The following is a 14,577-nucleotide window of genomic DNA, read 5'->3' on the forward strand; positions in this document are numbered from 1 at the left end:
ATAATATTTTTGAAAGGGAGTGAATTTTAACAGGAGTTTTTAATCCCTGTTAATTGATAAAATGAGAATATATGAAGGAAATCTTATAGCAGAAAATTTAAAGTTTGGAATAGTAATTGCAAGATTTAATGAGTTTATAGGTAAAAAGCTTCTTGAAGGATGCATTGACGGACTCAAGAGACATGGTGCCAAAGATGAAGATATAGAAATAAGCTGGGTTCCGGGTGCCTTTGAGATACCGCTTGTTGCAAAAAAAATGACGGAATCAAAAAAATATGACGCAGTAATATGCCTTGGAGCAGTAATAAGAGGACAGACACCTCATTTTGACTATGTGTCAAACGAAGTGTCAAAGGGGATTGCAAATATATCTATTTCAAGCGGTATGCCTGTAATATTCAGTGTACTTACAACAGACAATATAGAGCAGGCAATAGAGAGAGCCGGAACAAAAGGTGGAAACAAAGGTTATGATGGAGCAGTGTCTGCAATAGAGATGGCAAACCTGATAAATCAGATAGGCTAGTGAATAACACTGTACAGCATTTTTGCTGCAAGGCATAATGAAATTGACACAAATATGGGCTTTATTATTTTACTACCGCGTAAAATTGCAATTTTTGTTCCAAACCTTGCTCCTACAACCATGGATAAAGCCACCGGTATCCCAAGCTTGTAGTCTATCTGACCGTTAAACACAAATATTACAAGTGAAGTTATATTACTTATGAAATTCAGGACCTTTGCGTTTCCAGCAGAGCGGAGGAAGTCAAATTTATATATGTATATTAATCCGAATATTAGGAAAGAGCCTGTCCCAGGGCCTATGAAGCCATCGTAGAAACCAAGTATTCCGGCAAAGCACATACCTAAAATTATTGACTTCCTTGTAAGTCCTGAAAAATTGTCTACATTTCCGATGTTTTTGGAAATGAGGCTGTATATTGATACAAAAACCAGCAGTACAAGAACTATTGAATTAAGATATGCAGAGTTTATTTTTAAAACTACGGAAGTACCAACTGCAGCTCCTATAAATGTAAATGGTGCAATAAATTTTAACAGCTTGAAATCTACGTTTCCAGACAGTGCAAATTTAAGAGAACTTGTAAAAGAAGCACAGGAAGATGAAAATTTATTTGTTCCAAGAGCAAGGTGTGGAGGCATTCCTGAGAGCATGAAAGCAGGAAGGCTTATAAGGCCGCCACCTCCAGCTATTGAATCTACAAAAGCAGCTATAAAACCTGCGGTACATAAAAAAATAAGATTTGTAATCATTTATAAACGTCATCCTTTTTGTATATTATTTTAGCCATTTTTTTAGAAGGTTGTGTTTTAACAGGTCATCTGAATACTTCAGCTGATTCAAATAGTTTACCTTCTCATTATTGAGCTTCTTGTCTTCAGATAATTTTTTACCGGAAGACAGATCATAGAAATTGTTGCTTTCTGACATGTAGTAGTAGTTTCCGTTTATGAAGGAACCATCTCTGTAAATAATATTTCCATTTTCTGTATTGAAAAGATCGTGTCCCATAGTATAATCTGAATTCAGACCAAAAAGATTGATTATAGTAGGATAAATATCCATTTCTCCAGAAACAGTGTGGTTTACACCCTTTAATTTTTCATCTGGAAAATGCATTATCAAAGGTACTTTTTGGAGTTTTATCCAGTCAACCTCGGAAAGTGACTTTTTATTATAGAATTTGAGAAACTGATCCTGTTTGTTTTTAGGGATTGCATAATGATCTCCATATATTACAATTACAGAATCTTTAAGGGCTCCATTTTTGTCAAGTTTGTCGAGAAACATCCCAAGCTGTTTGTCAGTATAGTGAATTGCTTTTATGTAGTTTCCAATCAGGCTTCCTTCCAAATTTCCAACATTAAAATTCCCGTAGTCTTTTACATCATCATAGGGAAAATGGCTGCTCAGGGTAATAAGAAAAGCATAATATGGATTTTTAAGCTTTTCAAGTTTGTCTGAGGACTGCTCTAAAAATGATCTGTCGCTTAATCCAAGACCTACAGTTTCATTATTTTTAAAGCTCTTTTCACTATAAAATTTATTGAATTTAAAATTACGGTACATTACGTTTCTATTCCAGAAGCTTTCTCTGAAACCATGGAACGCAGCGGTCTCATAATTGTTTTTATAAAATTGTTCAGGCATTGACTGAAATTTATTTCCCGAATATAGAAAATAAGCAGCTCCTGATTGAGCGGGATAGAGGGAATTGTTTGTCATGAATTCGGCATCGGAGGTACCACCGGCAGCTGTCTGATAATGAAAGTTATCAAAGTATTCCGATTTTGTTATGAATTTATTTAAATTTGGAGTTATTTCATGTCCGTCTATAGAACTTCCAATTACAAATCCCTGAAGAGCTTCAACTTGAATTACAATTAAATTTTTACCTTTATAGGCATTGTGAAAGTTTTTACCGGCAGACTTGTTGTCATGGAAAAAACTTTTCATTTCTGACTGTTCATTTTTTGAAACCGGACTCAAACGTGATATTTTATTGTATACAGTGTTGTAAATATCCGTGTAGTGATAATTTACAATACCGAGCTTTTTAGTTATATATATTTTATTGTACATGGTACTTAAAAGTCTTGGCTGCTCCTTCGAGAGATTGTAGAAATATTTGAAATCCACAAAAAGTCCAACTGTAAAAATACACAGGGACAAAATCAATTTATTTTTAAATCCTGGGTTGAAAGCAGACTCAAAATTTTCTTTCTTTATATATCTGTTTATGAGTGGCAGTATAAACAGATCGACTGCATATAGAATATCTGAAGGTTTCATGAGTGTTTTTACACTTGACTCAACAGCTCCGAGCTGAAGGCCGTTTATTATTACGGGTATTGATATTACGTCCTTGAAATATCTAAAGTAATTTAAGTCACTTATAATAAGGAAACTTATAACAAGGTCACATGCATACAGAAATCTGCTTCTTTTTTTTATTCCAAAAAGAATACTTATGGAGATTAGAAAAAGTATTGATGCAAATGACGGAATGAAGAGAGACAACTCAGAAAAATTATCAGTATTTATTTGTTTGCCATAGGAAATCATTTTATATGGAACTATAATTAAAAATAGTATTATGTCTATGAAGTTTATAAAAATAGATTTTAATACTTTCATGTGAGTTCCTCCTATAAAATCAGATTCAGGCAACAATAAAATTATAAATCTTATACTTAGAATTGTAAAATGAAATGTTAATAAAGTGAAAGTATTTATATATATATATTTACATAAGCAATTTAGTGTAGCATAATATATTTGGTATATAATTTTATAAATGAAATTTTCACTTGGCAGTTTTATATAAATACTTGTTTGTTATTAATAAAGGGAGGTATGATAAATGGATGACAATATTCAGAATGAAAATATTGTAAATAAAGAAGAAGCCAAAAAGCAGTTCTTTGAAGAATTGAAGAACAAGAACATTGAAGAAAAGAAGAAACTTGAGGAACTTGAGAAGAAAAAGAAAGAAGAAAAAATAAGAAAAGCTGAAGAGGAAAAAAAGAAAAAGGAAGAAGAGAATAAGAGGAGAGAAGAGGAGAAGCAAAAAAAGCTTCAGGAGCAAAAAGAATCCGAGAACAAACCAGTTAAAAAGGATGATTTTTCAGTAGATGTAAAGAAAAAGTCAGAAAAGATTCAAGAGAAAAAGACAGAAAAAAAACCTAAAATTGAAAAATTTGATACTGAAAAATTGAAGATTTCAATTATAGATACAGCTTTTACAGGGGTGCTTTCGATTATAGGAGTATATTTTGTAGATATAATCTTGAGGATATTTTCCGGATACTATGTTTCTGATAAAAAGGGAATGTTTATAATAATTTTCTTTATAATTCTTGTATTCTATTCATTTGTAATGAGCAGAACCAAGTTTAAAGTTACGTTTGGTGAAAAGTTTTCGGGGAATTTGAAGCAGTAGGATTATTTATACTCTATCAATAGGAAAGGAAATATAGAAATTGAAGATAGGAAATGTATATGAATTTTATATTGAGGAATCTTCTTTCCCATCCATAGGGATATCAAAGTTAGAAGAAAAGGAAGTGTTTATAAAAAATACTTTCCCGGGGCAGAAAGTTCTTGCCAGAGTAACAAAGAGAAAAAAGGATCATATGGAAGCAAAACTTGTGGAAATACTTGAAAACATCCCGGAGGCTATTGATCCGCCATGTCCTAAATTTAGTATGTGTGGAGGATGCAATTCACAGTTTATTCCAATAGACATGCAGATGAAATTTAAGGAGAAACAGGTTCGAGATTTATTTTCAAGGTCGGATATAGATTGTCCAAATTTCCTTGGAATAGATAAAAACCCTGAAGAATTCGAATATAGAAACAAAATGGAGTTTACGTTCGGGGATTCTGAAAAGGGCGGCCCCCTTAACCTTGGAATGCATATAAAAGGGAAAAATTTTGGTATATTGAATGTTGACAGCTGCATGATTGTAGATGAGGATTTTAGGATTATACTCAGAGCAGTGGTAGATTATCTGAGAGACAAAAATCTTGATTATTACAGAGTCAAAAGCAGAAGAGGATATCTTAGAAATTTTGTTGTAAGAAAAGGCAAAAATACAGGAGATATACTTTTAAACATAGTTACGACATCAAAGGTTGAGTTTGATTTTACCGAGATGGCAGATAAACTTTTAAACCTTGAACTTTCAGGTACTATAAAGGGAATACTTCACAGCACGAATGATGCCTTCTCGGATATAGTGAAAATAGAAAAATTGAATGTACTTTATGGAAATGATTACATAACGGAAGAGCTTTTGGGGCTCAAGTTTAAAATATTTCCCGGGGCATTTTTCCAAACCAGTTCCAAGGGTGCGGAGAAGCTTTACGGAATTGTACGTGATTTTTTAGGCGATGTGTCAAATAAAACTATTTTTGACCTTTACTGTGGAACAGGTACTATTGGGCAGATAGTTTCAAAGAATGCAAAACAGGTAATCGGAGTTGAGTTTGTAGAGGATGCAGTGAAGGCTGCAAATGAGAATGCCAGGGTTAATGGCATTTTGAACTGCAGGTTCATTGCAGGCGATGTGGCAAAGGTTGTCGGCGATATTCAAGAGAAGCCCGATGTGATTATAGTTGACCCTCCAAGACCTGGAATCCATCCAAAGGGGCTCAAGGATATTGTTGCTTTTGGAGCGGATACTATAATATATGTTTCCTGCAATCCAAAGACTCTTGTTCAAGACTTGAAAGGATTTATCTATCACGGCTATTGTGTGGAAAAGGTAAAACTTATGGATATGTTCCCGCAGACGGCGCATGTGGAGACGGTTGTGTTGCTACAAAGAAAAGTTATGTAGAAATCCTTAATTTTAGGCACTTCGTCAACTATTTTGTTTTTACAAGTGAAGGGGATAAAATCCGTAATAAACAGTTGAAAAAATATATTAATGTTTCTGTGGTTATTGATATGGAGTGTGGGAACACAAAATAATAGAATTAGAAAAAAGAGATATTGCAAAAAATATCACTGAAAATCACTTGCTTTTTTATAGTAGAAAGCAAGTGATTTTTTATGGATTTCATCATGTTTTAATAAGTCTTCTGTTTTAAAATAATATTAAACTAAAAGACTGAAATCTACAAACTAATTTAATTGTAAATTTTTTATTATTTAAAAAGTATGATGATTTAAAGGAAATTACTATAATTTGTAGAATAATGGTATTAAGAGGACGTAATGTATAATATAGTTATAATGTTATAATTATGAGTTCAAATACAGGCATGAGCATTATATGTAGAACTGAATGAAGTAATGCAATTATACTTAAGTAATAAATAATTTATGATGGGAGCTAATGCTTTTGAAAATGCAAGGTAATGATAATAATGAGATTATATTAGAAAAAGTTTTTGATGCTGGGGCTAATACAATATGGTCTGAAATGAAAAAACTTCGAGGGCAAGCACCGGAACAGAAAGATAGTATGAGAAGAAGATGGGTATGGGAATTAATACAAAATGCATCTGATTGCATTCCTAAGGGTGGTAATGTAAATATTAATATCTTGTATAAAGATGAAAAAATTATAGAATTTACTCATGATGGAATGCCATTCACTTATGAAAATCTAATAGATTTAATAACACAAATATCTTCAAAACAAAGTGATAGCGAAGAGAAGACAGGGAAGTTTGGGACTGGATTTATTTCGACACATCTGCTATCTGAAAAAGTTAAAGTTAATGGTGTATTTAAACAAAGTGAAAATATTTATAAAAATTTAAGCTTTATTATTGATAGAAGTGGAAAATCTTATCAAGAAATTAGAAATAAGATAAAAGAAGCACTTAAGTTTATTGAAAGTTTAAAGCAAAATGAAGCTGAAAACATTGAAAAGCCCGATGAAATTAGGACAACATTTTATTACGATTTATATAGATCACAAGAAACAAAAGAAGCTGCAAAAATTGGCTTAGAAGATTTAAAGAATACAGTGCCATTTGTACTTGCTTTGAACAAATCTATAGAATCAATTACATGCAATGGAGCAAAATATCAAGTAAATAATTGTAGTGAAGATATATTTGGCAGATATAAAATAATGGAAGTTAGTAACCCTAGTGGTGAACCGTTTAGTGTTTTAGTGAAAGAAGAAAATGGGGTAGCTATAGCTTTATTAGTTGAAAAAATTAATAATAAATATCGTGTACTACCATTTTTACATAATACTCCAAAGTTATTTTGTAAATTTCCTCTAGTAGGAACTGAAGAATTTAGCTTTCCAGTAATTATAAATTGTTCTAAATTTGATGTAGAAAAAGATAGAAATGCTATTCATGAAGGATGTGATGAAAATATTAATATCTTAAAAATAGCAATAAAGTTATATCAATCATTAATAAAATATGCAAGTCAAAATAAATGGGATGACATGTATAATTTATGCCTTATTGGTGGGGATAGTAATTCAGTTCTACAAAAAGAACTTTATGAGGGAATCAAAAAAATATATGAGCAATTACCAATTGTTGATGTTAATTTTAATGGAAAATACTGCAATAGAGTTGCTTTAAAAGTATTACAATGTGGTAAATTAGTAAATCAAATACATATTCCAATTTGTGAGAAAAAAGAGCTTAATGATGAATTATGGGATATAGTTAATTCATTTGCAAAATTTTATATACCGACAAAAGGATCATACTTACAATGGTATAAAATACTTAAAAGTAAGTTTGAAATATCTGATATAAATGATTTATATATGAAAGATAAAGATTTAGCTTACTTTAAAGAAAATTTTCATGGTGAATTTGTTGATATATATACATGGTTAAATGGATTTTATTGTTTTTGGATAAAAAGTAAAGGGCAAGATAGCTTTATACATGAAGCATATGTTTTGAATCAAAATTATAAATTTGTAAAAATATCTGAAGTTTCTATTGATGAGAATATTGACGATGATTTAAAAAAAATATTGTTTGATCTAGGCGATGATATTAAAGCTAATTTATTAGCTACAGAGATTAAATTGCCTGAAGGAGTCATTACAAAAAAGAAAGATAACCAATATGTTTCAAAACAAATTCAAGATAAAGTAAATCGTATTTTATCTGATGAAACAATTAATAATGCAAAAAGAAAACCAGAAGATCAAAGTGTTTTTAATAAATTAAGTGATTGGTTCCTTGAAAAACCCAAATTAAGTGAAGAACTATTTGAAACGTTGTATGGTAAACGGAGTTTGTTATCAACTCCAGAAGAAAGTATCAGGCGTTTTAAAATTGCAGAAAAAATTGAGAACAATAATATTAAATATGAACAATTGGATGACATTATTGATAATCATAATAAGATAGCTGAGTTAATTGAAAATTTAGGTATCTTATCTGATCAAGAGATAAAACAACAATTAAAGCATATTTCTGCACATTCAACATTTGCATTAGAGAAATTTAATTTGATGATGGAAAGATCAATAGAAAATATATATAATTATTTAAGTGATATACAAGATTATGAGATGCCATCCAATTTAGAGGAATGGAGAAGAAAAAAATATTCGGATACTGTTTTCCCAGCAATTAAAGATGGAAAAGATATCAACATAATTATCCGACCAAGTGATCAAAATAAAATAATTTTTTTCAATGATGAAGAATTAGAAGCTTTAGATGATACAGACTATGAATTATGGACAGATAATGGGAAAGGAAACACAAGAATAATTACATTAGGAGATATTATAAAAACTACAGGGATTAGTGTTATCCCTCTTAGAAATATTTATAATAAATAATGGTTTTTGAGTTTGGAGGTATATATGATAGATTTTATAATAAAAAAGATAGAGCAAGGAGATAGGACTAATGTAAAGTATATACATCCAATTAGATCCTATGAAACGATAGGAAAATATATATCTGCTTTTTCAAATTCTCAAGGAGGGCTAATAGTATTTGGAATTGCAGATGACAGCAAAAGTCTTACAATAAAAAATTTCCCTTTTAGTATTAGGGAGAATGATATTAGAAAGTTGCTTGATAGACATGTAAAATTTGAATATAAAAAATTTGAATATTTGCAACATCAGTTAGCATTTATTAATGTCGAGAAAAATGAATATATTGTAAAATGTAATGATATTGCATATATGTTTAATAATAAAATGGAGGTTGAAAAAATGGTTGCAAAGAAGGTATTTTTATCATATTGTCATAATGATAGTTGTATTGCTGATATAATTGAGGATAAAATAAATGAAAAAACTAAAAATGAAATCGAAATTTCAAGAGATACAGAAATATTAAAATATAAAGATAGCCTAAATGAATATATGCAAAGTATTAAAGAACATGATCTTGTAATATCAATTGTATCCGATAGATATTTAAAATCAATTCAATGTATGTATGAAGTCACAGAACTTATGAGAGACAGGAATTATTACGATAAATTGCTATTTGTCATAATATCAGAGCCGGATATCAAGTTCTATAAGAATAAAGATACCAAAATTAAAGATATTAAAGCAAATATTTATTCTTCTGATAGATTTAACTACATAAAATATTGGGAAGATAAGAAATCAGAAATAGATAAAAAAGTTGCAGAATTAAAAAATCCATCATTAATGCTAGAATTAACAGAAGAATCAAGGAAACTTGAAATAATATCAATTCATATAGGAGCATTTATTTCTAAGTTAAATGATGGACTTGGAGTAAGTTTTCAAAATATGATATCAACAGATTTTAGAGAGTTTATTTCTATTATCTTAAATAAAAAGTAGTAGCTTATATAAATTATGAGGATTTGCTGCTAAAAACACACTGGTTTCAATCAATATTTTTTTGTCAATAAGGCATGTGAAAACAGTAATTGTATTAAAATAAAGTTACAACTATTGAGAATTCTTATATAGAGAATAAATAGAATTCCTAATTATATATATCGAGACACTTTTATTTTATTCTGTCTATTACGGTATTGATATCTTGATTGATTCTGTAAATATGCTCATTATGATAATAATAGGTGGCTTGACAGAATAGAAAAATAATTGCTTTTTATTGTAAAAGAAATGCTAATAAGAAGATTACTATGGAGGAGTTTGTATGTTCAAAAGTAAAACAATAAGAAAAGTATATTTAAGTTATTCTTTTAAAGATAAACGAATAGCTGATAATATCACTTTTTATCTAATGAAAGAAAACATTATATGTAGTAATGATACATTTGAAGTTGATTCTGAAAATCAACTAAAAAAAAGTATTGAAAATGCTATATCAGCTTGTAGTTATCTTATTATTTTACTATCATCTAATTCTATTAAATCAATATGGGTTCAATATGAATTAAATTTTGCTTTAAAAGGAGATTTAAAAGCAAAAGATATTACTATTTTACCAGTATTAATAGAGGATTGTGATATACCAAATTTCTTAAAGGAATATCAAATTTTTGATTTAAGAAATCAAAATAATATTGATGGATTAATTGAACAAATTAAGTTAGTTCCTAAAATAAATTTTTCAAACTTATCGTATAAACAATTCGAAGATTTAGTAGAAGAAATACTCAATAAGCTAGAGTTTAGAAGTATTGAGAGGGAATGTGTATATAATGGTAATCAAATAGATATTAAAGCTAATTACTTGCGAAGTGATCCTTTTGGTGAAAGAATTGAAGAAACTTGGATAGTTGAAGTTAAATTTTATAATAATTCACGTGCTGATATTAAAACATTAAACCAATTAATTTCAATACTGAATAGTTTCGAAGAACCAGTAATGGGGTTGCTTGTTACAAATAGTCAATTAACATCTGCTGCACAAGAATGGATAAAATCTAAAAAGTTAAAAAATAGGATTAGGATTATTGATGGGCCGAAGTTAAAAAGATATTTATTAAAGAACAATGATATAGTAGAAAAGTATTTCAATGGGAGTGGGCAAAATGAGTAAAGTTAATGATTTAGTAACTCGTCTTTTCTCTTGCCCATGCGGGCGAAGTGGATGGAAAGAATTTGAAGAAGTATGTTTAGATATACTTTGCTATTTGTTTGTACCGCCGTTAGTGAAACCCAAAGTACAGCCGCGTACTTATTCAGGAATTGATAGACGTGATGCAGCTTTTCCAAACAGAAATTTCGACGGACAGAATACTTGGGGATATTTATTAAAAGAATTTAATGCAAGGTTAATTATTGTAGAATTTAAAAATTATAAAGATTGCGAAATAGGTAAAGAAGAAGTTGATCAATTGCGTAACTATATGACTGAGCCCATGGGTCGTCTTGCATTAATGATTTGTAGTAAGTTGCCAAATGAAGCAGCACATATACGACGTAATACTATATACAGTAAAGAGAAGAAAGTTATTTTATTTATTACTAAAGCTCAACTAAAGGAGATGCTATATATTAAAGAAAGAGGGGAAGATCCAGCTGATTTGATAATTGACTTGGTAGAATATTTTTATCTTCAATATGAATAAAAATGATATTTTAAAATAAAGAACTTTCAATTAAAAAGTATAATGCTATTAAAACTGACAATTATATATAATCGGATATGCCATTGCTATTCTTAATAGACGAATAATGTGAATTTAAGCATTTGTATAAATGGAAATTTGATGATTTAGTTAAGCTTATATTATAGAAATCGATAAGAAGATTAATATGCTTAAGGAGAAATGCTATGTATCTTTTTATAGTAGGAAATGGATTTGATAGAGGGCATGGTTTGCCGACATCATATTGGGATTTCAGAACATACTTAGAAAATATGTACCCTGAGTTTTTGTATTCATTTGAAGCCCATTATGATATTTACCCTAGGATGGACAAATATGCTATGCAGATAACGCTTTGGAATGAATTAGAAACAAATCTTGCAAACATTGATGAAGACGACATAATTGACCAAGCAGTTGGCATAGAAATGAATTTGGAAAGCGGTGATGTTGGAATTGAGGATACATTGTTTTATTATTTTACAGATGAATATAAGTATATAACTTTACTGGCTAAGTATCTCAAACAGTGGATAAGAACTATTCGAATTAGAGACGTGCAGCCCAAAACAACATTGATTAACAATAAAAATAATGGATTGTATATAACTTTCAACTATACTGCTGTGTTAGAAACGGTTTATAAAATAAATGAAGGAAAAGTTATACATATTCATGGTTCTTTACGTCAGCGAGATGGTGATCCTATATTAGGACACGGGAATAAAACAAGAATAGAAAATATCCAAAGGAAACGACATGAGGCTGAAAGTGCGTTTGATGAAAAAGAAACCAGTATATGCAGAGTCATAGAAGATTATTATAATAGAACGTATAAGAATATTAACAGATACATACCTAAACTATTTAGTTTAGCTGGAAAAGGGATTGATGAAATATCTGTTGTGGGACATTCTCTTGCAGGCGTGGATATACCATATTTCAAAAGTGTTGATGAATTTACAGAACGTGTAGCTAAATGGAAGGTTTATTATCACCGTGACAGTGAAAAGCAGCAAATGTTTGACAGTTTGATCGATTGTGGAATTAATATAGAACGCATTAAAATGTTAAATTCAAGTAGTTTTTATGATCTATAGAGTAGAGTGCAATATTACAAGTTGAAGATTAATATTAATCAAGCTACTTATTATATTTATAAAGAGGCTATAGCAAAGAAAATATTATAAGTGATATAAAAATTGATACTTAAAAATGAGATAGAAAACTGAAATTTAGGGGATAAACTTAGTAACAATATTAAATAACAACTGATAATATGGAGAAGGTGATTATATGATGGTAAATGAAAATGCTGATGCCTATAATAGGAAAACAGATAAATATATTGTTGCATATTTTGATCTTTTAGGAGTTACTTCAAGGATAAAATCAGATATGGAAAAACAAGAGTTATCTATGAATAAACTGCATAACTTATACACATTTTCAATGAATCTGACAAGAGAGATTCAAATAAAAGGGAATCAAGAAATACAATTTAAAATATTTTCAGATAATATTATTGTTGCAAAAAGGATATCAGAAGAAAAGAAAAAGAGATTAGAAGATATAAACTGTTTGTTATCATGTGCAGCACATTTTCAAGAACTTGCGGCAAGTGACAGTGTTGGATGGATGTTGCGTGGAGGGATTACAATTGGACAATTATTTATTGATGAAGTAATGGTATGGGGTGAAGCATTGGTGAAAGCATATTTTTTGGAAGATAAGGTGGCAATATACCCACGTGTTATACTTGATTCAAATGTTATAAATGAAATTAAAGACGATAGTGTATTAAATGGGTATATGCGTAAGGACTTTGATGACTTGACATTTCTTAATTATTTAAATAATTGCCATTTTTGTGGAGAGATGTTGATGAATGGCTTTGAACTAATGAAAGAAGAGGTTAGAGGTCGTTGGGATGAAAGGATGAGACAAAAGTTTAGTTGGCATATGAATTATATAAATTCTGAATTGGATAGGAAGAATGAGAAAAAAGATAAAAAATATCGGTTGACATTGAAAATATTATAGATGAAAACTAAAATTTTTGTAAGATGGTTGAGGGAGGTAATATAAAGGATATTTTTAATAGGTGCATATTCCTTTAAAATAGTTAATTTCTTTTGTAATAGGAATTTAACTTCCTATTATGTTTATAATACAAAATTATAATTTAAGATTGAGTAATACAAATAATAATTTGCGGTAAGGAGGATAGATTAATTATGGGCAATTTTAATAACAACGAATATCAGTGTTTAACTAACGATTTGATTGGAGATATATTTTATACAGATACTTCTTTTAGGGGGAAAATTTCTACCATCAGGCAGTATGCAGAGGTTATTACTCGAAAAATGTTAGATTTAAAACCAGATGAAAAGCTGACTTTAGGGCAGAGGAATATTCAAAATAGAATAAAGTCTTTACCTAATCATCAATTTATTGAATCAGCATTGGAAAACATTAGGGGAAGAGGAAATTTGTCTACACACACGCAATATTTAGATCGTTTAACTATAGAGGATTTTGAGAATATAGTGGACAGTTTATTCGATATGTTATCATTTCTGCTGATAAATTATTTTGAAAAATATGAGTTCGGTTCAAGAAATGATGTAATGTCTTCGTTTTCACTACTTCCTCCAATAATAAGATATAAGGTTTTAGATTTTTTACATAAAAAACACCCTAATAATATTTCGATTATAGACAAGTTGGTTTTGGCAATTATGAAGGCTTTTAATGTTGATGAAGCAACTAAATGGGTTGAAGAGGAGAAAAATGTATTAATCCAAATGAAGACAATGTCAGAAAAAGCATTTAATGAGATAGCCAAAAGAGAAGGTGTGGGGCTTGCTAGAATTTTACAAAGTACAGCACCATCTAATATGTATCTTCTATGTAAAATGAAGATTTCTCAGGTAGGAGCTGTTATTAATGATAACGGTACGTTATATTCAGATTTTGAAAGCGCTTTGCCATATTATAAAGAAAGAGGAATATTAACGGGAGATGATCTGGAAATAGAAGAATTTAATGATATTATGAATTTTTTGTATCTAGGAAGGAAAGAAAAGTTACAAGAATTATCTAATGAAAGTAATCCTTTTGTTATCTTAAATTTTATTTCTCAGAAGAAATTTGGTAGAAGTTAGCATTACAAATTCCAATTTGTAATTGTTGAGGGGATATGATCTTAGTATCAACTATTTCATATCTTTCTAATTATATGATAAAAGTAATTATTAATTAATCTTAATTTTTTAGTTTAGGCATTCAGAAATGAACGCCTATTTTTTTATGAAAAAAATTAGAAAGGATGTGATTCAGATACAAAGAAAAAATGAGGAACGTTCACCGCCATTAAAAATTAATAAAAGTTTTCTTATTCTGCCTAATTGATATTTACCTAAATGAATGGATTTTGTCAAGGGTGCGTAGCACAGAGCTTGCCCTTGATAAAATGCAGTTATTTAGGTATTTTTTATGTAGCAGAATAGAAAAAAGTTAGAAGTAAATTATT

At 29.6% G+C, this 14,577-nt stretch carries 12 protein-coding genes; 10 read left to right on the forward strand and 2 right to left on the reverse strand.

Features of this window, described 5'->3' with window-relative positions; all coding sequences use genetic code 11:
- Window positions 1-61 precede the first annotated feature (61 nt).
- Entirely contained in the window at window positions 62-526 is a 465-nt protein-coding gene (gene ribH / locus AC4CVH_RS07885) for a 6,7-dimethyl-8-ribityllumazine synthase (protein WP_490787206.1), read from the forward strand.
- Here the strand turns inward: ribH and AC4CVH_RS07890 are convergent.
- Window positions 523-1,278 carry a TSUP family transporter gene (locus tag AC4CVH_RS07890; protein WP_490787207.1) on the reverse strand — a complete coding sequence of 252 codons (756 nt, stop codon included), beginning with the start codon at window positions 1,276-1,278 and terminating at the stop codon, window positions 523-525. The two genes, ribH and AC4CVH_RS07890, sit on opposite strands and share 4 nt — an antisense overlap.
- Window positions 1,279-1,303: 25 nt before the next feature.
- On the reverse strand, window positions 1,304-3,163 hold the full coding sequence (locus tag AC4CVH_RS07895) for an LTA synthase family protein (protein ID WP_490787208.1): 1,860 nt from the start codon (window positions 3,161-3,163) through the stop codon (window positions 1,304-1,306).
- A 226-nt stretch (window positions 3,164-3,389) separates the two neighbouring features.
- Here AC4CVH_RS07895 and AC4CVH_RS07900 point away from each other — a divergent pair, with 226 nt between their 5' ends.
- The 9 genes from AC4CVH_RS07900 to AC4CVH_RS07940 all read left to right on the forward strand — a co-directional run bounded on the left by AC4CVH_RS07900 (window position 3,390) and on the right by AC4CVH_RS07940 (window position 14,209).
- Complete coding sequence (locus tag AC4CVH_RS07900) at window positions 3,390-3,968, forward strand: hypothetical protein (protein WP_490787209.1); 579 nt, start codon at window positions 3,390-3,392, stop codon at window positions 3,966-3,968.
- 40 nt (window positions 3,969-4,008) lie between these two features.
- Window positions 4,009-5,370, forward strand: a complete 1,362-nt coding sequence (gene rlmD, locus AC4CVH_RS07905; RefSeq protein WP_490787210.1) for a 23S rRNA (uracil(1939)-C(5))-methyltransferase RlmD — start codon at window positions 4,009-4,011, stop codon at window positions 5,368-5,370.
- Window positions 5,371-5,883: 513 nt separating this feature from the next.
- Window positions 5,884-8,319, forward strand: a complete 2,436-nt coding sequence (locus AC4CVH_RS07910; protein WP_490787245.1) for a sacsin N-terminal ATP-binding-like domain-containing protein — start codon at window positions 5,884-5,886, stop codon at window positions 8,317-8,319.
- A 24-nt stretch (window positions 8,320-8,343) separates the two neighbouring features.
- Window positions 8,344-9,312 (forward strand): RNA-binding domain-containing protein, encoded by a 969-nt coding sequence (locus tag AC4CVH_RS07915; RefSeq protein WP_490787211.1) that lies wholly within the window; start codon window positions 8,344-8,346, stop codon window positions 9,310-9,312.
- 325 nt (window positions 9,313-9,637) lie between these two features.
- The gene (locus AC4CVH_RS07920; RefSeq protein WP_490787212.1) at window positions 9,638-10,486 is read left to right on the forward strand and encodes a TIR domain-containing protein; all 849 of its coding nucleotides are present in this window, start codon (window positions 9,638-9,640) and stop codon (window positions 10,484-10,486) included.
- Window positions 10,479-11,018: a hypothetical protein gene (locus AC4CVH_RS07925; protein WP_490787213.1), complete on the forward strand. Its 540-nt coding sequence runs from the start codon at window positions 10,479-10,481 to the stop codon at window positions 11,016-11,018. The genes AC4CVH_RS07920 and AC4CVH_RS07925 overlap by 8 nt, the downstream gene beginning before the upstream one ends.
- A 206-nt stretch (window positions 11,019-11,224) precedes the next feature.
- On the forward strand, window positions 11,225-12,139 hold the full coding sequence (locus AC4CVH_RS07930; RefSeq protein WP_490787214.1) for a bacteriophage abortive infection AbiH family protein: 915 nt from the start codon (window positions 11,225-11,227) through the stop codon (window positions 12,137-12,139).
- A gap of 196 nt (window positions 12,140-12,335) precedes the next feature.
- Window positions 12,336-13,082: a hypothetical protein gene (locus AC4CVH_RS07935; protein ID WP_490787215.1), complete on the forward strand. Its 747-nt coding sequence runs from the start codon at window positions 12,336-12,338 to the stop codon at window positions 13,080-13,082.
- 194 nt (window positions 13,083-13,276) lie between these two features.
- The gene (locus tag AC4CVH_RS07940) at window positions 13,277-14,209 is read left to right on the forward strand and encodes a hypothetical protein (protein ID WP_490787216.1); all 933 of its coding nucleotides are present in this window, start codon (window positions 13,277-13,279) and stop codon (window positions 14,207-14,209) included.
- The last annotated feature ends 368 nt before the right edge of the window (window positions 14,210-14,577 follow it).

It is taken from the genome of Clostridium pabulibutyricum, from assembly GCF_058242705.1.